Below are 19,744 nucleotides of genomic sequence, written 5' to 3'. Positions count from 1 at the left end.
CGCCCGTGCTGTGAATGTCATCGAATCAAGGAGAACCGCCACCGTGAAGAGCACCGTCGAGTCCTTGAGCCCGACGAAGGTCAAGCTCATCGTCGAGGTGCCGTTCGAGGAGCTCAAGCCGAGCCTCGACGCGGCGTACAAGAGCATCGCCTCGCAGATCACCGTCCCCGGGTTCCGCAAGGGCAAGATCCCGCCGCAGGTCATCGACCAGCGGGTCGGCCGCGGACCGGTGCTCGAGGAGGCGATCAACGACGCGCTCCCGAAGCTGTACTCGCAGGCGGTGAGTGACAACCAGGTGAAGGCGATCGGCCGGCCCGAGGTCGACGTGACCGAGTTCAACGACAAGGAGAGCCTGCAGTTCTCCGCCGAGGTCGAGGTCCGCCCGGAGATCACCCTGCCGGACCTGGAGGGCCTGGAGGCCCAGGTCGAGGACATCGCGATCTCCGACGACGAGGTCGACGAGCAGATCGAGGGCCTGCGGCAGCGGTTCGGCTCGCTGAACCCGGTCGAGCGCGCGGTGCAGGACAAGGACTTCATCACCCTGGACCTGTCGGCCAGCAAGGACGGCGAGAAGGTCGAGGAGGCGCAGGCGACCGGCCTGTCGTACCAGGTGGGCAGCGGTCAGCTGCTGGACGGCCTGGACGAGGCGGTCATCGGCCTGAGCGCGGGCGAGAAGAAGACGTTCGTCACCCAGTTGGTCGGCGGCGGTCTGAAGGGCGAGGACGTCGACGTCGAGGTGACGGTGACCGCGGTGAAGGAGCAGGAGCTGCCGGAGCTCGACGACGAGTTCGCGCAGACCGCTTCGGAGTTCGACACCGCGGAGGAGCTGACCGCCGACGTGCGGACCCGGCTGGAGCGCGGCAAGCGGCTCGAGCAGGCCGGCGAGGCGCGTGACGCCGTACTGGAGAAGATCCTGACGCTGGTCGACGTGCCGGTGCCGGAGGGTCTGCTGACCGACGAGCTCGCCGCCCGCAAGGAGAACCTGGAGCAGCAGCTCGGGTACTCCGGGATGACGATGGAGCAGTTCCTCGAGGGTGAGGAGCAGACCCAGGAAGAGTTCGACGAGGACCTGAAGAAGCGGTCCGAGGACGCGATCAAGGCGCAGTTCGTGCTCGACCTGGTGGCCGAGCAGCAGGAGCTGAGCGTGAACGACCAGGAGCTGACCGAGCACATCGTCCGGCACGCGCAGCGTTCCGGCGTCAGCCCGGACCAGTTCGCCCAGCACGCGGTCGAGAACAACCTGGTCCCGAGCCTGGTGTCCGAGGTCGTCCGCGGCAAGGCGCTGGCCTACCTGGTCGAGAACGCCACCGTCACCGACGGGTCCGGCAACACGGTCGAGCTGAAGACCCTGCAGCCCGACGGCACGTACGCCGACCCGGAGGCCGAGGGCGTCGACGAGGCGGCCGACGCCGAGGCCCCGGTCGCGGAGCCCGCGAAGGCCTGACGAGACGCCGAACGGCCCGGAACCCTGCAAAGGGTTTCCGGGCCGTTCGTATTTCCTGAAGTACCTGACAAGACAGCGGTCGAGGGGTCGAAAGGGCGCCGAATTCGCTCACAGCAGACGAACTGCGTGGCGGGGGTGCGCCGTAAGCGAACACCTGTGGCCCAGCCTTAGGTCTGTCGCCGCCGACCAGTAATGTCGGCTTTGTGAACGAGACATTTGCAGCCATCCCCACCGCCGCGGGCGGCAACGGAGCCGGCGGACAAGACGACGACATCTACCGCGAGCTGCGGAAGAACCGGATCATCTTCCTGGGGTCCGAGGTTCGCGACGACAACTCGAACGCGATCATCGCGCAGATGCTCCTGCTGAACGCCCAGGACCCCAGCGCGGACATCTGGCTGTACATCAACTCCCCGGGCGGCTCGGTCGACTCGGGTATGGCGATCTACGACACCATGCAGTGGATCTCCAACGACGTCGCCACCGTCGGGATGGGTCTGGCGGCCTCGATGGGCCAGTTCCTGCTCTGCGCCGGCGCGAAGGGCAAGCGCTACTCGCTGCCGCACGCGCGGATCATGATGCACCAGCCGTCCGGCGGTATGGGCGGTACGGCCTCGGACATCAAGATCCAGGCCGAGCAGTCGCTGCACCTGAAGGCGCTGCTGTTCAAGCTGATCGCCGAGCACACCGGCCAGCCGCTCGAGCAGGTCGAGAACGACGCGGACCGCGACCGCTGGTTCACCGCCGAGGCGGCCAAGGAGTACGGCTTCATCGACCACGTCGTGACCAGCGCCGCCCAGCTGAGCCAGGGCAGCCCGAACTCCTGATCTCCCACTCCAGTTAAGGACGCACCATGAATTACTTCATCCCGCAGTGGGAGGAGCGCACGTCGTACGGCATGCGCCGGATCGACCCCTACACGAAGCTGTTCGAGGACCGGATCATCTTCCTCGGCACGCCGATCACCGACGAGATCGCGAACGCGGTGATGGCGCAGCTGCTGTGCCTGCAGTCGATGGACTCCGACCGCGACATCAGCATCTACATCAACTCTCCGGGCGGCTCGTTCACAGCGCTGACCGCGATCTACGACACCGTCCGCTACATCAAGCCGGACGTCCAGACGGTGTGCCTCGGCCAGGCCGCGTCCGCGGCGGCCGTGCTGCTCGCGGCCGGTACGCCGGGCAAGCGGCTCGCGCTGCCGAACAGCCGGATCATCATCCACCAGCCGGCCACCGAGGGCACCTACGGCCAGTCGAGTGACATCGAGATCCAGGCGAACGAGATCCTCCGCCTGCGGGCGCTGCTGGAGACCATGATCGCCGACGCCAGCGGCAAGTCGCACGAGGAAGTCTCCCGCGACATCGAGCGGGACAAGTTCCTGACCGCCGAGCAGGCGATCGAGTACGGCCTGATCGACGACGTCCTGCAGAGCCTGAAGGCCCCGGTCCCGGCCGGCGTCTGACCCGGCCGACAGGCTGTCAAGAGCTCGACGCGTTCGCCACCGGCGTAGTCACAACCCGGTGGCGAGCGCGGTTTTTCGGCCCGGGACGGGGTACCGTCGAGAACGGATCGGGGATAGCTGTATCCATGACAACCCCGCCCCGGTCCGTGCGGCCCACGCCCTCCCGGCTCACGGTTCGACTGCGCATAGAAGGGATCTGTCCCGGTGGCACGCATTGGTGACGGCGGCGACCTGCTCAAGTGCTCGTTCTGCGGCAAGAGTCAGAAGCAGGTCAAGAAGCTCATCGCCGGTCCCGGCGTCTACATCTGCGACGAATGCATCGATCTCTGCAACGAGATCATCGAGGAGGAGCTGAACGAGGGCTCCGAGGTCGGTCTCACCGAGCTGCCGAAGCCGCGGGAGATCTACGACTTCCTCAACGCGTACGTTGTCGGACAGGACGTGGCGAAGAAGGCGCTCGCGGTAGCGGTGTACAACCACTACAAGCGGGTCCGCGACGGTCAGGGCGCCTCGAGCGCCGGCCGTCACGCGAAGGACGAGGCCGTCGAGCTGGCCAAGTCCAACATTCTGCTGATCGGCCCGACCGGCTGCGGCAAGACCTACCTCGCCCAGACGCTGGCCCGGATGCTGAACGTCCCGTTCGCGATCGCGGACGCGACGGCGCTGACCGAGGCCGGGTACGTCGGTGAGGACGTCGAGAACATCCTGCTGAAGCTGATCCAGGCGGCGGACTACGACGTCAAGAAGGCCGAGACCGGGATCATCTACATCGACGAGGTCGACAAGATCGCCCGCAAGAGCGAGAACCCGTCGATCACCCGCGACGTCTCCGGTGAGGGCGTCCAGCAGGCGTTGCTGAAGATCCTGGAAGGCACCACCGCCAGTGTCCCGCCGCAGGGCGGCCGCAAGCACCCGCACCAGGAGTTCATCCAGATCGACACGACCAACGTGCTGTTCATCGTCGGCGGCGCGTTCGCCGGTCTGGACCACATGGTCGAGCAGCGGGTCGGCAAGAAGACCCTCGGCTTCAACACCTCGCGTGAGCCGGAGAAGCCGAAGGAGCTCGGCGGGTACGCCGACGTCATGCCGGAGGACCTGCTCAAGTTCGGGCTGATCCCCGAGTTCATCGGCCGGCTGCCGGTCATCACGACGGTGTCGCCGCTGGACCGCGACGCGCTGATCAAGATCCTGTCGGAGCCGAAGAACGCGCTGGTCAAGCAGTACCGGCGGCTGTTCGAGATCGACAACGTCGAGCTGGAGTTCAGCGACGACGCGGTCGAGGCGATCGCGGACCAGGCGCTGCTGCGCGGCACGGGCGCCCGTGGCCTGCGGGCGATCATGGAAGAGGTTCTCCTCAACGTGATGTACGAGGTGCCGAGCCGTGAGGACGTCGCCAAGGTCGTCGTCACCGGTGACGTCGTACTGGAGAACGTGAACCCGACGCTGATCCCGCGGGACCAGATCGAGCGCACCAAGCGCCGCGAGAAGAGCGCGTAGCAAGAAACGACGAACGGAGGCCGGGGTCCGCTGTACGGCGGACTTCCGGCCTCCTTCTCGTGGTGGACGCGACCGGAGGAGTCACCCGCCTACGGTCGGTGACATGACGCCCAGAAGAATCCTTCGAAGACTGTCTGTCACCGGTCTGGCCCTGGTCCTGCTGACGCCGCTGACTTCCGCCGTCGCCCAGGCCAAGACCGAAGTACCGAAGATCGCCTGGGGGAGTTGCGGCACCGACCCCGAGCTGAAGCCGTTCCAGTGCGCGACGGTCGAGGTCCCGACGGACTACGACAATCCGCACGGCCCGACCACGACGATCGCGCTGACCCGGCTGCCCGCCGGCGACCCGGCCCACGAGGTCGGCACGCTGTTCACGAACCCCGGCGGCCCGGGCGGTTCCGGTGTGGACTTCGTCCAGCAGGCCGCCCAGGTCGCGTACACCCCGGAGGTACGCGCGAAGTTCGACATTCTCGGCTTCGACCCGCGGGGTGTGAGCCGATCGGATCCTGCGACCTGCTATCCCACGGCCGCTGACGAGGTGAAGGCGTTCGCGAACGTGCCGCCGTTCCCGTTGACGGCGAAGGAGGAGCGCCAGTTCATCGTCGACAGCGCGAAGCTCGCGATCAGCTGCCGGACCACGTCACCGGACCGGCTCGCGCACTATTCGACCGCGAACGTCGCCCGCGACTTGGATCTGCTCCGGCAGGCGGTCGGCGACAAGAAGCTGTCGTACGTCGGCTACTCGTACGGCACGTACCTCGGCGCGACGTACGCCAAGCTCTTCCCGAACAACGTGCGTGCACTCGTCCTCGACGGCACGCTCAGCCCCGAGTGGTACTCCGGCTCGAACGGCGACAAGAACCCGGTCGGCGTCCGCCTCAAGCAGGGCGACGGCGCGTACGACACGTACGAGCAGTTCCTCGCCGAGTGCAAGAAGGCGGCCGCGAACTGCGTCCTCAACACGCTCGGCGACCCGAAGACCGTCGTCGAAGGCACTCTGGAGCGGTTGAAGACCCACCCGGTCGACGTCCCGCTGCCGGACGGCACCACGCTCAAGGTGACGTACGCCGTAGCCGTGGCGATCACGTTCTCGAACCTGTACGACCCGGCCGGCTTCCCGGCTCTCGCCGACATGTGGGCCCAGCTCTCCGCAACCAACCGAGCCAAAGCGACCAAGGCGCCGACAGCGCTGGTCGAGTGGAACCGCCGCAAGGAGGACTACACGACCTCGATCGGCAGTGCGCTGCAGCCGTGTGTTGAGGCCAAGCAGTCCGGCCGCGGCCCGCTGGCCTACCCGGGGTACGCCGATGCCGCCGACAAGCGTGCCCCGCACTTCGGCCGCTACCGCGCCTGGATCGGCATCCAGTGCGAGTTCATGGGCATCCGCGACACCGACGCCTTCCTCGGGCCGTGGAAGAACAACGTCAAGCAGCCCGTGCTCGTCTTCGGCACCCGCCACGACCCGGCCACGCCGTACGAAGCGACTCGTCCGTACGCCGACCTGTACCCGGACGCGCGGATGGTCACGGTCGAGGGCTACGGGCACACCACGCTCGGCAAGAGCACCTGCGCCGACGCGATGATCACCGACTACCTGACTGACCTGAAGGCACCGGCCGACGGCTCGACCTGCACACAGGATCGCAAGCCGTTCGATCCCCTGCCTACAGGGAAGAAAGCACTGACTCCGCTACCGCAATAGTCTCGTCGACCTGGTCCGCGGTGTGCTCGGTGGACAAGAACCACAGTCCACGCGGGACGATGTTGATCCCGGCAGCGAACAGTCCCGCGTGGAACCGAGCCATCGCGGCCCGGTCGCAGGCAGCGAACGAGCGATAGTCGGTCACCTCGGCCTGGTCGGTGATGTAGGTCTGGAACACCGGACCCGGACCGTCCACCAGCAGCGGTACGCCGTGCTTAGCCGCGGCAGCGCGCAATCCGGCCATCAGCCGTCGGCCGGTCGCGTTCAGCGGCGGGTAGACGTCGTCGCGGTGCTCGTCGAGCTGACGCAGTACCACGTCTGCGGCTGCCATCCCGACCGGGTGCGAGTTGAAGGTGCCCGCGTGCGCAACCTTGCCGTCGGCAATCGTTCCCATCACCTCGGCCGATCCGACCAGCGCGGAGACCTGCATCCCACCGGCCATCGCCTTCCCGAACGCGGCCAGATCGGGTACGACGCCGAGCAGCTCGCCCGCCCCGCCCGGAGCGACGCGGAAGCCGGTGATGATCTCGTCGAAGATCAGCAACGATCCGTACTGCGTGGTCAGCTGCCGCAGCCCTTCGAGGTAACCAGGTCGAGGCGTGATGCAGCCGGTGTTGCACAGCAGCGGTTCGAGGATGACGGCGGCGATGTCGTCGCCATGCTGCGTGAACACCTCCGAGACGGCGGGGAGGTCGTTGTACGGGAGGACGATCAGGTCGTCGGCGTCGTGGCGCGGTTGGCCCGCCGTACCGCCGACCGCGGTGGGATGCCGGGCGTCGCCGGCCAGGGCGAGATCCGGGTGCACGCTGTAGAGCACCGGGTCGAGCCAACCGTGGTAGTTCCCCTCGAACTTCACGATCTTCGGCCGTCCGGTGTGACCGCGGGCCAGCCGGAGCGCGCCGTGCACCGCCTCCGATCCGACACTGTTGAAGCGGACCAGCTCCGCCGCGGGCACCATGGCACAGAGGCGTTCCGCGACCTGCGCCTCTAGTTCGTGCTGAGCGGCGTACGCGACGCCACGGCGTACCTGGGCGGAGACCGCGTCCGCGACCAGCGGTGCGGCATGGCCCAGCAGGTTGGGGCCTTGGCCGAGCACGTAGTCCAGGAAGCGGTTGCCGTCCACATCCCAGAGCTCTGCACCGAGGGCGTGGTCCACGAACAGCGGCCGGTCGGCACGGCGTGCGTCGCTGGAGACCCCGCCCGCGATCACCTGCCGGGCACGCTTGTACAGATGGTCGGCGCGGTCGTGGGTCCTCTGCACAGGTGCCTCCAGGGCGTCAGTCGAGCTTTTCGGTGAGCAGGCGGAACTGCTGGCGAGGACGGCCGCCACCGGTCGACCTGGCCGGGGGCAGCGGCCAGGCGAGGCCCGCCTCGACCAGCTCCTTGAGCATGCGGCGTCCGGTGCGCTGGGTGACCTGCATGATGGCGGCGACGCTCTCGACGTCGACAACCAGCTGCCGTCCCGGTGTGGCGCTCATGGCGGATGCGATCGATGTGACGATCTCCAGTGCCCGCTGGTCGAGCGGAGCACTGTCGACGGGTGCGGTGTCAGCCGTTGCGGGCCCAGGCTCCAGATCCAGACGGTCACTCCCACCGTCCAGGTACACCGCGACCTTCCCACCGGCCGCAACTGACTCCTCCACAGCCATCAGCGCGTTTGCCTCAGCTGCGCGAGCAGTCTGGCCAGTGCCGGCACCCACTGCGACCGGTACGCCGAGCTGCGCGGTCAATGCACCCAGGAAAGGCGCAACCGTGAACTGCTCGGTCAGCCGAACCAGAGCACCGTGTGTAGTGGTAACGAGGAACATCGTGTCCGACCGACGCGCCACCGACGCACCGACCTGACGCGCCTCGGCCAGCAGCTTCTGGTGGGTCGACAGCGCCAGCTCCTGCTGCCAGTAGTCACCGGACTCGGCCCCGGACGGAATGACCTGTACGGCGATCATCGCCAGCTGGTGCGCCCCCATCCGCGTGCCCTGACCGAGCAGTACGGCGGTCTCCAGCGCATCCCGCACACTCGACCGCGTCGGCGCGATCCGCAGCACCGGTACGCCGTCCGCACGTAGCTCGCGCTCCACCGACAGGATCGTGGTCAGCGCCACCGTGGTGTGCCGGCACTCCCACTTGTCTCGGTGGAACGCCGCGAAGCCGTCAACCGACTCCGGTCCCTCGTACGGGACGTCGTACACCTCTGCGGTGTCCAGGCCGATCTCGCCGTACGCCTCGGTTACGTCGGCCAGTGAGAGCGAGTCGATGCTGACCCGGCTCAGGTCGACGCCTTCGATGGTCAGCGAGGCGCGCAGCAGGGCGGCGTACAGTGCGGCGCCGGTCAGTGGGAGGTGGGTGGACGGGACGGTCAGCCAGTGGCCGGTGGTCGCCAGGTCGAACGCCCACGGGCCGGGGAAGACGGCCGAGTCGATCCGGTCGCGCAGCCTCAGGTACCGCTCCTCGGCGTCGGACTGGTCGTCGTACCCGCCGGTGAGGAACCGTACGCCGTGTGCCGACCGCTCGGCGACCTCCTGCCCGACCTCGGCCATCGTCTTCACCAGTCGACGCGGCCCGAACAGTCCGACTGTCACCGCCGGCACCCGCTCACCGGCCACCGGCTCCGTCTCGTCACTCATCCGTCTCGTCAACCCCTCGTTCTCCTGGTAGCGGCCGCCACCGGAACAGCTTGCGGGCGTTCCCGCTGAGAACATCTTGACGTTGACTCTCCGTCAGTGGCGCGCACACCACCCGGCCCAGCGACATGCGCTGGTCGATGAAGGGGAAGTCCGAGCCGAACAGGACCCGGCCGCTGCCCACCTGGTCCACCATCGCGCTGATCATCGGCCCGGTCATCTGCGACCCGCACACCTCCAGCCACAGCGACTCGTACCGGCTGGCGGCCTCGATCGCCTCGGCCACGCCGGCCGGGGTGATACCGGCGTGGCCGAGCATGACCGCAGCACCCGGGTACCGCTCCGCAACCGTCTGGAACATCGCCGGAGCGTCGTACGGCGACTGGTGCTCGGAGTGACTCAGCACGGGACAGCCGGTCGACTCGGCGAACTCCCAGACCGCGGCGTACCGCGCACCCGTGACCGGATAGCGATGCAACGTCGGGTGCACCTTGATTCCGACGAACCGCTCGTCGGCCGCGAGCCGCTCGAGCTCGCGCTCCGGGTCCTGCCACGGATTGATCACCGCGTACGCCGCGATGCGGCCAGGGTGCGCGTCGACCGCGGCCAGCGACTGCGAATTGCCGAGGTGCGCATCCTGCTGGATCGCGCGATTGGCCGAGAGCACGGTGACGTCGGTGCCGGTCAGGTCCATGACCGCGACCATCGTGGCGGCGTCCGGCTCAGGGATGAAGAACAGCGAGTACGGGCCGAGATGCGCGTGGACGTCGATGATCCGGTGCGTCGGCCGTCGCCCGATCACGAGTGACCTCCGGTGAACAGCCGACTCGCAGTGTCCGACCCGACCAGCCGGACCGTCGCGTCGTCGAGACCGGACCAAGCCAGCCGTACGACGCTCTCGCCGGGATCACGCAGCCCGAATCCGGTCGCGAACACGAGCCGATCGGCGAGGTTGTTGGCGGCGAGCCATTCCACGCCCTGGTGTCCGGCGAAGTCGACGAGGTCGACGTAGATGTTGGTGTGACCATCAAGTGCGGCCCAGAGCTCGCGGAGTTTGCGGTAGCCGAGGTTCGAGATGACGATCGGGAGTTCGGGGTAGCGCGTTGCGATCGCGGTCAGGGCCGGCCAGGTGATCTCGGCGGCGTCGATGCACAGAGGCAGACGGTTGGCCTGCAGACCGGCGTACAACTCGTCGAGCAGGCTGGGGGAGAAGCCGTGTGACGCCGGGTGGATGCGGAAGGCCGCTACGCCTTCGCTGACGGCGCGATCGACGAGTGCGGTGAGTGAGTCGAGTTCACCCGGGGTGGCAGGGATCGCGGTCCAGCAGGCGAGTACGCCGCGATCGGCGAGGCCGTGCGCGATGGCGGAGGCCTCCGCGTTGCCGCCGATCGGATCGTGCAGCCAGGACGCCATCGCACTGACCAGCGCTCCCGACAGCTCGAACCGGTCGAGATGCGCGGCAATCGCATCCCGGTCCGTCGCGGGCTGCAGGCTGGCTGGGTGTACGCCGGTCACCACCCGCGCATCGAACCACCCATACGTCACGTCATCCACGAGCCATCCCCCCGTCAACAGTCCACGCGCCGGCGTACGGCAGCGTCAAGTGCGCCCAGCCGTCGTCGACTTCCGCGTCGATCACGATGTTGTTGAGGTGGAGCTCGCCGGAGGCGCGCACCCACAGGCCGCAGCGTCCGGAGCAGGTGACGACGTACCGCGACCCCTCGACCAGGACGTTGATCTGATCTGTGGAGCGGACGAGGCCAGGTAGCTCTCGCACCTGCCAACCGGTTGCCCAGGACAACTGTCCGTTGATCGAGCGGCTCCAGCTGGATGCGCCGATCCTGTCGGTGGTCGAGCCTTGCGTGATGACCAGATCGCCGTCGACCCGGGTGACCGCGACGTCGGGGGTGACGTCCCGGTGTGGGATGAGGACTGTGGTGAAGTTTCCACTCGAGCGCTCGAGCGAAAGCGAATACAGCGGGCCGTATTCAGCCGTTCGACTCTCCACGATCGGGTGGCGAGCGACGCCCTCAGACGTCTCCACGGTTGTTTCCGCCGGATCGCCGGCCTCGATCAGCAACAGGCCGGGCGAGCCGGCGTCATACGTCAAAGGCCCGACCTGCCGCCACGGATGCAGCGCGTGCCACATCGCGCGAAACGTGTGCTGACCGTCGGCCTTGTCCGTCACGACGACGTACGCCGGCTCCTCGCGCACCATCGCGATCGTGCGTGCCTGCTCCAACCCGTTCCCGTGATGCCGCCCGGAGAAGACCGCAACCGGACCGGTATCGACCAGTGGATCAACCGACACCCGCCGATCCGTCGACAACTCCAGGTCGTTCACGCGCACCGCGTTGTGCCCGCGGCCCGACTGATACCAACTCAAATAGCCAGGATCGTCGTAGCTCGGCGGCCCGCCCGCCTCCCACAACAACGGCTCGCCCCACCCGTCCAGCACCAGATCGAGAACGGCGCGATGCGAATGCGACTCCAGCTCGTGCTCGATATGCGGCCCGTGGTTGATCACCGCCCGCAACTCGTCACCGCGCAGGATCGTGTACCCGGACTCGGGCAAGACGGTTGCCAACGGCAAAGGTCTGTCCTGAACCGAGCTGCCACGCGACAGCAGCTCAGCAGGCCAGACGATCCCGCTGTCCTGCAGATGCGGTATCCATCCTCCTGACGACACCAACTCACGCAGCCAGGTATGCATCGCGGCGAACCGAGGATGCCCAGCCACCGCCGGATCGATCCGTGCCGCGGTCTGCAGCGCACTCAGCACCATCCCGTGGTACCCGGGCGACCGCTCGTAGTGCCCGCCATCGGGATAGATGTCCAGCACCAGATGCTCTTCGATCCGCTCGCGCGCACGCTCCGCCCAGGCCGCCGACTCCACGAGTGAGGGCAGTACGGCGCTGATATGCAGCAGTTCGGTAGCGCACACCAGTTGCCAGTTCCCGTGCCGAAAGACGTCATGCTCGTCGTACGCCCAGCGCGCCCCACCGACCAGCGTCGCCACCAGCCGCCCCCAGACACGGTCGGACAACGATGACGGGGTCAACACCTCCAGTGTGGGCAGCAGGTTCCGGCAGCGTGCCCAGGTGCCGAGCGAGTACCAGATCACGTCGAGCCCCGGCCACTCGCCGGTGACCGAGTCGCGCCGCTCGACCCACTCGTCCAGATGCCGCTCGAAGGCGCGCAGGTAGCGATCGTCGCCGGTCAGCAACCAGGCATCGACACCAGGCTTCAGCCAGCCGAGGTAGTGGAAGCCGTACAGCTGCGACCGGCCCTTGCCCAGCCCGGTCACGTCCACACCGTCGAGCAACGGCGCTGCGGCTTCGAGTACGCCATCCGACGAGTCCGGCAACGGCCAGGCGGGACGCTGCATCCGGGACCCCACGAAGGCGCGGAGTCCGGCCAGATCATCCGCCGGCGACCCGAACGCCTTCAGCAGGTCGTCCGTACTGATCTGGTTGATCCGCGCGTCGATGTGCCGCGGCTTCTCGGGCCCAGTACTCATGCGACCTCGACCGGCTGGCGGGTCTCGATCGACAGATGCGCGGCCTCGAGTACGGCGGTCACGTCGCGGCTGCTCTCGATCGTGATCAGCGGTTGCCGGCCGGTGCGGCAGCAATCGACCCAGTGCGCGATCGCGTCGGCGTACGCGCCGGACGGGATCCCGTGCATGACCCGCTGCAGCATGTTCCGCGGGTAGCTGTAGCCTTCCGGACGCGCGACGACGACGCTCTCCTTCTGCCGGTCCAGCTGTACGACGCCGTTGTCGGCGATCACCGAGACGTACGAGTCGACCGTGGTCGGGAACGTGTTCGGATAGATCCACGCCGACTCGAACGTGGCGACCGCACCGCGCGAGTACTCCGCCTGGATCTGGATCGCGTCCGGGGTGTCGATCCCGAGCGACCGTAGCTTGCCCCAGCGAGCGGTCGCGTAGACCCGGCGCACCTGATCGCGGAGCAGCCACGAGACCAGGTCGATGTCGTGGCTGGACAGGAACCAGGCACACGTCGTCCGCTCGGCCCAGGACAGCATCTCGGTCGGTACGAAGATCGTGTCGTCCTTGCGCGCGTACGCGACCGCGGCCTCGCCGAGATCCGCGAGCAGCTCGTAGGCCTGTGCGTACGCCGGGACCCAGCGGTGGTTGAACAGGCACATCGCGATCACGTCGTTCTCGCGGATCGCCTTCACCGCCGCGTCGGCCTCCGCGACCGAGGTGGTCATCGGCTTCTCGACCAGGATGTGCTTCCCGGCCTCGGCCGCGCGCACCATCATCTCGCCGTGCAGGTCGTCCGGAGTCGTGAGTACGACGGCATCCACCGCGTCATCGGCGAGGAGTGCGTCGAGGTCGGGATGGATCGTGGGCCGTGCCGCGCCCCGTTCGGCGATCTCGTCGGCCAGCCGCCCGGCCGAGTCCGCCGACCGACTCGTCACCGCAGTGATCCCGGCGTCGGTCCGGCCGGACAACGACAGCGCGTTCCCACGCCCCATGATCCCGGCCCCGACGATCCCGATCCTCAGCACGCTCATTTCCCCTTCGCCAGAGTGTCGTTCCACGCCTTCTCGGCGTCGTCCAATGCCTGCTTCGCCGTCTTGGTACCCGACATGTACGCGCGGATCTGGTCGTCGAACAGCTGTCGCAACTGCTCGTCGTTCCCCGATCCCATCGACGCGTCCACGCTGGTCTTGAACGTGTCGACCAGGATCTTGCGGGCCTGGTCGGCCGGCGTGTTCCCGGAGATGTCGGTGAAGAACGGATCCGCGAGCGCCTTCACCGACGACGGGTAGATCGGCACGAGCTTGCAGAGTGCCAGCTGCTGCTCGGGGGCGGCGACGTACTTGAGCCAAGCGGCCGCGGCGGCCTGGTTGTCCGACTTCGCCGGGATTCCCATCACCTGCTGGCCGGACATGTAGTACTTGCCGTCGGCACCGGTCACCGGGGGACCGACCACGATCGAGGAGTAGACGGCGGGCGCGTTCTTCGCGATGTTCAGCAGGGAGCTGGAGACGGCGGCCGGGTTGAACGCGATCAGCTTGTTCTCCAGCGACTGCGGCAGGTCCCGCGGGTTCTCACTCAGGCTGCCGGGCGCGATCGCGCCGGATGCGAACAGCGGCTTGAACTTCTCCACCAGTGCGAGGGTCTCCGGGGTGTTGAACGCGGCCGTCTTCCCGTCCTCCGAGAGCAGCGGGATCCCGTCGGCCTGCACCACGCTCGAGTACGCCATGAAGTTGGTCGCCGACTTGCCCGTCGCGTCGTGGTACTTCGTCGCGAGTGTCAGCGCATCGTCGTACGTCTTCGGCGGCTTGGCCGGATCGAAGCCGGCCTTGGCCAGCAGATCCTTGTTGTAGAAGGAGAGCGACGTACCGCCGTTGTACCAGGGGATCGCGATGCGTTTGCCGTCGACAACCAACGGGTCGGCCAGGTTCGGCAGGTAGGCGGCGACGTCGTCCTGGCTGAACAGCGAGCTCAGGTCCGCCATCGACCCGGCGAACAGCCCGGTCGTCGCGGAGGTGAAGTTGACGACGTCCGGCACCTTCCCGCTGGCGATCGCGGCCAGCAGTTTGGTGGTGATGTCCGCGCCCGGCACGTCCACCCAGTTGATGTGGACCTTCGGATGGTCCTTCTGGTAGGCGTCGATCCACTTCTGGATGTCGGGCCCGTAGTTCTTCTGCAGGTTGATCGTCCACCACTCGACGTCACCGGAGTACGCGTCGCTGGACTGCTGCTTCGGCTCGTCGCCGCCGGCTGGGCTGCCGGACACACAGCCGGACAGAGCCAGTGCGAGAGCGGCGCCCACCGCGAGGTACCTGAGCAGGGATCGGGCCATGAGTGGCTCCTCAGAACGGAATGTCCTAAACCTGGCTTACAGACACCACAGTGTTCGACATCTCTTGACCAGAGTCAACGGAAGGTCGCAGAAATTTCTCGGAGCTAGCGCTTCCGGCTGGCATGCGCGTGAGCTACGGTTCCGGACATCAAGGAATCTGAAAGCTGGGTTTCAGACATTAGGGGCGACCCATGCGAGGACGTGTAGTCGGGCAGCACTGGTACACGCCGTACGTGTTCATGCTGCCCGGGCTGCTGTTCTACGCCGCGATGTTCGCCTGGCCGGCCGTGATCGCGATCCAGCTGGCCTTCTCCGACTACGACATCGTCCATCCGGTCCGCTTCACCGGGTTGGACAACTTCATCCGGCTCGGCCAGGACCCGAGGGTCTGGATCGCCCTGCGGAACTCGCTGCTGTTCGTGCTGATGTTCCTGCCGTTGACCGTGATCGCGCCGCTGTTCCTGGCGATGCTGGTCAACCTCAAGCTGCGCGCGATCCAGGCGTTCCGGATGCTCTACTACCTGCCGGTGATCACGTCGATGGTCGCGGTGGCGGTCGCCTGGCGGTACGTCTTCAACCGCGAAGGCGTCGTGAACTGGCTGCTCGGCCTGTTCGGCGCGGGGCCGATCGACTTCCTGCTGGATCGGCACTGGGCGCTGCCGACCGTCGTACTGCTGGAGGCGTGGAAGAACGCCGGGTTGTTCATGATGATCTACCTGGCCGGGCTGCAGGCCGTGCCGTCGGACCAGGTCGAGGCGGCGACGATCGACGGCGCGAACGCGTGGCAGCGGCTGCTACATGTCGTCGTACCGGCGCTGCGGCCGACGTTCGCGGTCACGCTCGTGCTCAGCATGCTCGAGGCGATGCGCGCGTTCGAGTCGGTCTACGTGCTGACCCGCGGCGGACCGCTCGACTCCACGCTGACGCTCGGCTACTACATCTGGTCGAAAGCGTTCCAGGACTACGACATGGGCTACGCGAGCGCAGTCGGCCTGCTGTTGTGGGCGATCATGATCGTGCTGGCCGGCTTCAACCTCCTGGTGACCCGACGGAGGGACGGCTGATGGCCCGTCGCCTGTACCGGAACCGGCCCCGGATCAACGTGCGCCGCGTCGGCCTCTATGTCCTGCTGATCGCGGTGGCGGCGCTGTTCATCGGGCCGTTCCTGATCCTGCTCAGCTCGGCGACCAAGCCGGCCAGCCAGGACGTGTTCGGGTTCCCACCCGACTTGATTCCGCGGCCGCCGGTCGCCGACTGGTTCCGCGAGGCGTGGACGACGATCCCGTACGCGCGGTTCCTGGTGAACTCGGTGATCTATGTCGGCATCACGGTCCCGATCTACCTGGTGATCTCCGCGCTGACGGCGTACCCGCTGGCCAGGATCGCGTTCCGCGGCCGCGGCGTGTTCTTCATGCTGTTCCTGTCGATCATGTTCCTGCCCGGTGAGCTGATGCTGATCCCGCGGTTCCTGGTGATGAGCGAGCTCGGGCTGACCGACACGTTCGCCGCGGTGATCCTGCCCGCGGTGCTGTCGTCGCTCGGGATCTTCCTGCTTCGGCAGGCGTTCTCGCAGATCCCGGACGAGATCGTCGAAGCGGCCCGGATGGACGGCGCGAACGAGTTCGCGATCTTCTGGCGGATCTGCGTACCGATCGTCGCGCCGACACTGGCCGTGCTCGCGATCCTCGGCTTCGTGTCGGTCTGGAACAGCTTCATCTGGCCGCTGGTCGTGCTGACCAGCCAGTCGAAGTACCCGATCGCGCTCGGGATCGCCTACCTGAGCGGCGTCGCCGGGACCGATGTCCGCGGCCTCGCGGCCGGGACCGTGATCTCGCTGGTCCCGGTGATCTTCGTCTTCCTCCTGCTGCAGAAACGCATTCTCAACAGCATGGGCGGTGCAGTCAAAGGCTGAGCCGCCCTCCCGTCCACCTGTGAGGCCTTCATGCAACCGTTCAGCCGCCGCACGCTCATTCTCGGAACGACAGCCGGTGGTGTCGCCGCCTGGGCCGGCATCCCGGCCCTGTCAGCGTCCGCCGATCCACTCGTCTACGACTCGCCCGAAGCCTTCGACGTCGCGCAGGCTGGCTACCTGGCATCCGATCCGCAGGACAACGAGGCCGGTGTCTATGCCTGGGGCGAGTCCTACTTCCTGCTCAGCCTGCTCCGGATGTACGAGGCGTACCAGGACGAGCGCTACCTGCGCACGTTCGAGGACCGCGCCCGGCACCTGATGAAGACCACCGACCACGCCCGTCACGTGACGGACTACGCCGGCCGGTCCGGCAAGGTCTGGCGTACGGCGGGCAACTACACCGCCGGCCACGGCGTCCTCCCTGACGGAGATGGCAACCCGGCCGTCCAACTCCGCTGGGCCGGATCCAGGTCCGCCGAGTCAACCGCCGAGGTCTCGAACGTTGCCGACGGCGCCTTTGATCTCGTACTCCGCAACCCGGCCACCACGACCGTCGTCACGCTGCCCGGCGTCAGCCTCGATCCCGCCGCACCGACGTACGTCGTGACTGCGGTCAACAACGCCTACACGGCAGGGCTGCGCTGGACCGCGGCCGAGCTCCGCGCAACTCCGGCAGCGGCGCCCGCGCCCGCAGCCGCGACGATCACCTTCCAGCCGCAGTACTACGTGTTCGCCGTGCACACCGGCATGGTCGGGTTCCCGTTGGCGCGCTATGCCCGGATGGTGTTGCAGTCGCCCAAGCTCCGGTCGCGGCAGAAGTTCGCGCGGGAGGTGCTCGACGCGGCCACGGCAGCCGTTGCGTTCCACGACCCCGAGTGGGTCTCGCGGCCGGACGGGACCGGCGACTACGTGTGGCCGAAGGGCGCGCCGATCCCGTTTGACGGCACGATCCAGCCGTACAACCAGAGTCAGGGCATCGGGCAGGTGCTGGTCGAGCTCTTCCGGGCCACCAAGCAGCCGCGCTACAAGACGCGGGTCCAGCAGATGCTGAAGGCGTACCAGCCCGCGCTGCGGCTCGTCGACGGCGCGTACGTGTGGACCTACTGGCCGCCGTACAGCGAGCTGTATGCCGGTTACCCGAAGACCGCTGGGATCTCGGAGTACACACCGTCGTATCCGGCGTCCAAGCAGACCGAGGATCTGAGCCACGCGGCGATCAGCAGCGAGTTCGTGCACGCGGCGTACGACGCGGGGATCGACGGGGGAGCGGTCACGGACGTGACGGTCTTCGCCAGGACGTTCACGCAGAAGCTGATCCGGTCCGCGAACGAGGTCTGGTTCCGCGTCGACGGGACCGGCGACGCCGTACCGGCCAACGCGGTGCAGTGCGCGCGATGGGGCGAGTACGCCGAACAGGACCTGCTGATCTACGAGCAGTCCCTGCGTGTGTACGACGCCGTACAGCTCATGCCGGTGCAAGGCTCGCACGCATTGGGTATCGCGTATCTGAACTGGGCGAAGAACTCTGGTTGGAGGAACAAGTGAGACTGCTCCGGATCCACACCGACGATGGTCTGTGTGACGCCGTACTCGACGAGGACGGCCGGGTCCGGCCGTTGCCGGGCGCCGCGGAGCCGTTCGACCTGGACCGGCTGCGAGCGCGGTCGACCACCGCCGAGCCGGCTGTGGACTTCGAGGCGGTGAAGCTCGCCGCGCCGTTGAGTCCCGGGAAGATCGTGTGCGTCGGCCTGAATTACGCCGACCATGCGGCCGAGGGCGGGCAGGAGGCGCCGGCTGAGCCGATCCTGTTCATGAAGGCGCCGGACACCGTGGTCGGAGCGCGCGACGACGTGATCATTCCGCGCGGTAGCGAGAAGACTGACTGGGAGGTCGAGCTCGGTGTGGTGATCGGCCGGACCGCGTCGTACCTCGCCGATGAGGCCGAGGCGATGGAGTACATCGCGGGGTATGTGCTCGCCAACGACGTGTCCGAGCGGCATTTCCAGCTGGAGCGCGGAGGTCAATGGGACAAGGGGAAGAACTCGGCGACGTTCTGCCCGCTCGGTCCGTGGATCCTGACCGCCGACGAGGTGCCGGATCCGCAGGCGATCAAGCTCGGGCTGGATGTGAACGGCGAGGTGCTGCAGGACAGCTCGACGGCCGAGATGATCTTCGGCGTCGCGCACCTGGTCCACTACATCTCGCAGTTCATGACGCTGTACCCGGGTGACGTGATCAGCACCGGTACGCCGGCCGGCGTCGGCGCAGGCCAGAAGCCGCCGCGGTTCCTCCGCGCGGGCGACGTACTCCGGACCTGGGCCGACGGCCTGGGCGAACAGCACAACCGGCTTCGTTAGCTCCTCAGCGCGGCGGCGATCGAGTCCGCGATCGGTGTGGTGGGACGACCGATCAGCCGGGTGAGGTCGCTGCCGCGGCCGGCCAGCAGGCCGCGCTCGATCGCGGCGTCGACACCCACGAACAGCTGTGCCACCGGCTCCGGCAGCCCGGCGCCGACCAGCACCTGCGCGTGGTCATCGGCCGAGAGGTTGCTGTAGGCAACGTCCTGGCCGGACTGCTTGGCGAGCTCGGCGGCGTACTCCGTCAGCGTCCACGCGACGTCGCCGTTCAGCTCGTACGCCTTCTTCTCGTGCCCGTCCCCGGTCAGTACGACGGCCGCCGCGGCCGCATAGTCCCGGCGGGCCGCCGATCCGATCCGGCCGTCACCGGCGCTGCCGACAACGCCGTTCGCCAGCTGCACGGGGATCTGGTCGGTGTAGACCTCGTTGTACCAGCCGTTGCGGAGGAACGTGTACGGCAACCCCGAGTCGAGGATCGCCTGCTCGGTCGCGCGGTGATCGGCGGCCAGGTCGAAGTCGGCCTCCGGACCGCCGAGCGCGCTGGTGTACGCGATCCGCGCGACGCCGGCGTCCTTCGCGATCGCGATGATCGACTTGTGCTGGTCGAGACGGTTCGGCTCGAGGCCGGAGATCAGCAGGAGGGTGTCCCCGGCGCCGATCGCCTTCGCCAGCGCGGCCGGGTCGTTGTAGTCGGCGATCCGGACCTCGACGCCGCGGTCCGCGATCGGGGCAGCCTTCTCGGCGTTCCGCGCGACCGCGACGACCTGGTCGGCGGGGACCCGCTGCAGCAGCTCGTCGATGACGAGGTTGCCCAGGTGACCGGTTGCTGCGGTGACGACGATGCTCATCTGTACTCCTAGTCGTTGGCTTCTGTCACCGACAGTAGGCCGAGCGATCAAGCGG

Annotated in this window: 17 protein-coding genes; 9 read left to right on the top strand and 8 right to left on the bottom strand. The window is 67.5% G+C overall.

The features are described from left to right. The first annotated feature begins 43 nt into the window (after positions 1-43). The 5 genes from tig (at position 44) to ACFWUU_RS04690 (ending at position 6,108) form a co-directional block, all read left to right on the top strand. Positions 44-1,444, top strand: coding sequence for a trigger factor (gene tig, locus ACFWUU_RS04710; RefSeq protein ID WP_380172722.1), 1,401 nt, complete (start codon positions 44-46; stop codon positions 1,442-1,444). 203 nt (positions 1,445-1,647) lie between these two features. After that, positions 1,648-2,271: a ClpP family protease gene (locus ACFWUU_RS04705; RefSeq protein ID WP_137253620.1), complete on the top strand. Its 624-nt coding sequence runs from the start codon at positions 1,648-1,650 to the stop codon at positions 2,269-2,271. A 26-nt stretch (positions 2,272-2,297) separates the two neighbouring features. Next, entirely contained in the window at positions 2,298-2,909 is a 612-nt protein-coding gene (locus tag ACFWUU_RS04700) for an ATP-dependent Clp protease proteolytic subunit (RefSeq protein ID WP_137253621.1), read from the top strand. 204 nt (positions 2,910-3,113) lie between these two features. Then, positions 3,114-4,406 (top strand): ATP-dependent Clp protease ATP-binding subunit ClpX, encoded by a 1,293-nt coding sequence (clpX, locus tag ACFWUU_RS04695; RefSeq protein ID WP_137253622.1) that lies wholly within the window; start codon positions 3,114-3,116, stop codon positions 4,404-4,406. 103 nt (positions 4,407-4,509) lie between these two features. Continuing rightward, positions 4,510-6,108 (top strand): alpha/beta hydrolase, encoded by a 1,599-nt coding sequence (locus tag ACFWUU_RS04690; protein ID WP_380172720.1) that lies wholly within the window; start codon positions 4,510-4,512, stop codon positions 6,106-6,108. On the opposite strand, the gene ACFWUU_RS04685 is transcribed toward ACFWUU_RS04690, so the two are convergent. From ACFWUU_RS04685 to ACFWUU_RS04655, 7 genes are read right to left on the bottom strand one after another with little or no spacing between them, the layout of a single operon-like run. Continuing rightward, positions 6,071-7,369, bottom strand: a complete 1,299-nt coding sequence (locus tag ACFWUU_RS04685) for an aspartate aminotransferase family protein (RefSeq protein ID WP_380172718.1) — start codon at positions 7,367-7,369, stop codon at positions 6,071-6,073. The genes ACFWUU_RS04690 and ACFWUU_RS04685 overlap by 38 nt on opposite strands. 16 nt (positions 7,370-7,385) lie before the next feature. Further along, positions 7,386-8,732 (bottom strand): hypothetical protein, encoded by a 1,347-nt coding sequence (locus ACFWUU_RS04680; protein WP_380172716.1) that lies wholly within the window; start codon positions 8,730-8,732, stop codon positions 7,386-7,388. Beyond that, a complete protein-coding gene (locus ACFWUU_RS04675) occupies positions 8,725-9,531 on the bottom strand; it encodes an amidohydrolase family protein (RefSeq protein WP_137253625.1) in 807 nt (268 codons plus the stop codon). The genes ACFWUU_RS04680 and ACFWUU_RS04675 overlap by 8 nt, the downstream gene beginning before the upstream one ends. After that, positions 9,528-10,283, bottom strand: coding sequence for an amidohydrolase family protein (locus tag ACFWUU_RS04670; protein WP_380172714.1), 756 nt, complete (start codon positions 10,281-10,283; stop codon positions 9,528-9,530). Before ACFWUU_RS04670 ends, ACFWUU_RS04675 begins: the two co-directional genes overlap by 4 nt. Further along, the gene (locus ACFWUU_RS04665; protein WP_380172712.1) at positions 10,276-12,249 is read right to left on the bottom strand and encodes a heparinase II/III family protein; all 1,974 of its coding nucleotides are present in this window, start codon (positions 12,247-12,249) and stop codon (positions 10,276-10,278) included. The genes ACFWUU_RS04670 and ACFWUU_RS04665 overlap by 8 nt, the downstream gene beginning before the upstream one ends. After that, entirely contained in the window at positions 12,246-13,274 is a 1,029-nt protein-coding gene (locus ACFWUU_RS04660; RefSeq protein ID WP_380172710.1) for a Gfo/Idh/MocA family protein, read from the bottom strand. The genes ACFWUU_RS04665 and ACFWUU_RS04660 overlap by 4 nt, the downstream gene beginning before the upstream one ends. Next, a complete protein-coding gene (locus ACFWUU_RS04655) occupies positions 13,271-14,572 on the bottom strand; it encodes an ABC transporter substrate-binding protein (protein ID WP_380172708.1) in 1,302 nt (433 codons plus the stop codon). The genes ACFWUU_RS04660 and ACFWUU_RS04655 overlap by 4 nt, the downstream gene beginning before the upstream one ends. Before the next feature lie 191 nt (positions 14,573-14,763). Between ACFWUU_RS04655 and ACFWUU_RS04650 the strand changes: the two genes are divergently transcribed. From ACFWUU_RS04650 to ACFWUU_RS04635, 4 genes are read left to right on the top strand one after another with little or no spacing between them, the layout of a single operon-like run. Next, positions 14,764-15,636, top strand: a complete 873-nt coding sequence (locus ACFWUU_RS04650; protein ID WP_380172706.1) for a carbohydrate ABC transporter permease — start codon at positions 14,764-14,766, stop codon at positions 15,634-15,636. After that, positions 15,636-16,484, top strand: a complete 849-nt coding sequence (locus tag ACFWUU_RS04645) for a carbohydrate ABC transporter permease (RefSeq protein WP_380172704.1) — start codon at positions 15,636-15,638, stop codon at positions 16,482-16,484. Before ACFWUU_RS04650 ends, ACFWUU_RS04645 begins: the two co-directional genes overlap by 1 nt. A 30-nt stretch (positions 16,485-16,514) precedes the next feature. Then, complete coding sequence (locus tag ACFWUU_RS04640; protein ID WP_380172702.1) at positions 16,515-18,029, top strand: hypothetical protein; 1,515 nt, start codon at positions 16,515-16,517, stop codon at positions 18,027-18,029. Continuing rightward, positions 18,026-18,841 carry a fumarylacetoacetate hydrolase family protein gene (locus tag ACFWUU_RS04635; protein WP_380172700.1) on the top strand — a complete coding sequence of 272 codons (816 nt, stop codon included), beginning with the start codon at positions 18,026-18,028 and terminating at the stop codon, positions 18,839-18,841. Before ACFWUU_RS04640 ends, ACFWUU_RS04635 begins: the two co-directional genes overlap by 4 nt. Here the strand turns inward: ACFWUU_RS04635 and ACFWUU_RS04630 are convergent. Next, positions 18,838-19,689: an SDR family oxidoreductase gene (locus tag ACFWUU_RS04630; RefSeq protein WP_380172698.1), complete on the bottom strand. Its 852-nt coding sequence runs from the start codon at positions 19,687-19,689 to the stop codon at positions 18,838-18,840. The two genes, ACFWUU_RS04635 and ACFWUU_RS04630, sit on opposite strands and share 4 nt — an antisense overlap. Positions 19,690-19,744: the final 55 nt, after the last annotated feature.

Source organism: Kribbella sp. NPDC058693, from assembly GCF_042715335.1.
Lineage (GTDB): Bacteria > Actinomycetota > Actinomycetes > Propionibacteriales > Kribbellaceae > Kribbella > Kribbella jiaozuonensis.
This window is presented reverse-complemented; position numbering and strand designations above follow the sequence as displayed.

What these genes read in the sequence shown, in the direction of transcription:
- ACFWUU_RS04700 (WP_137253621.1), top strand. Translation starts at nt 2,298, where the DNA reads ATGAATTACTTCATCCCGCAGTGGGAGGAGCGCACGTCGTACGGCATG.
- ACFWUU_RS04690 (WP_380172720.1), top strand. Translation starts at nt 4,510, where the DNA reads ATGACGCCCAGAAGAATCCTTCGAAGACTGTCTGTCACCGGTCTGGCC.
- ACFWUU_RS04680 (WP_380172716.1), bottom strand. Translation starts at nt 8,732, where the DNA reads ATGAGTGACGAGACGGAGCCGGTGGCCGGTGAGCGGGTGCCGGCGGTG.
- ACFWUU_RS04665 (WP_380172712.1), bottom strand. Translation starts at nt 12,249, where the DNA reads ATGAGTACTGGGCCCGAGAAGCCGCGGCACATCGACGCGCGGATCAAC.
- ACFWUU_RS04660 (WP_380172710.1), bottom strand. Translation starts at nt 13,274, where the DNA reads ATGAGCGTGCTGAGGATCGGGATCGTCGGGGCCGGGATCATGGGGCGT.
- ACFWUU_RS04655 (WP_380172708.1), bottom strand. Translation starts at nt 14,572, where the DNA reads ATGGCCCGATCCCTGCTCAGGTACCTCGCGGTGGGCGCCGCTCTCGCA.
- ACFWUU_RS04650 (WP_380172706.1), top strand. Translation starts at nt 14,764, where the DNA reads ATGCGAGGACGTGTAGTCGGGCAGCACTGGTACACGCCGTACGTGTTC.
- ACFWUU_RS04645 (WP_380172704.1), top strand. Translation starts at nt 15,636, where the DNA reads ATGGCCCGTCGCCTGTACCGGAACCGGCCCCGGATCAACGTGCGCCGC.
- ACFWUU_RS04640 (WP_380172702.1), top strand. Translation starts at nt 16,515, where the DNA reads ATGCAACCGTTCAGCCGCCGCACGCTCATTCTCGGAACGACAGCCGGT.
- ACFWUU_RS04630 (WP_380172698.1), bottom strand. Translation starts at nt 19,689, where the DNA reads ATGAGCATCGTCGTCACCGCAGCAACCGGTCACCTGGGCAACCTCGTC.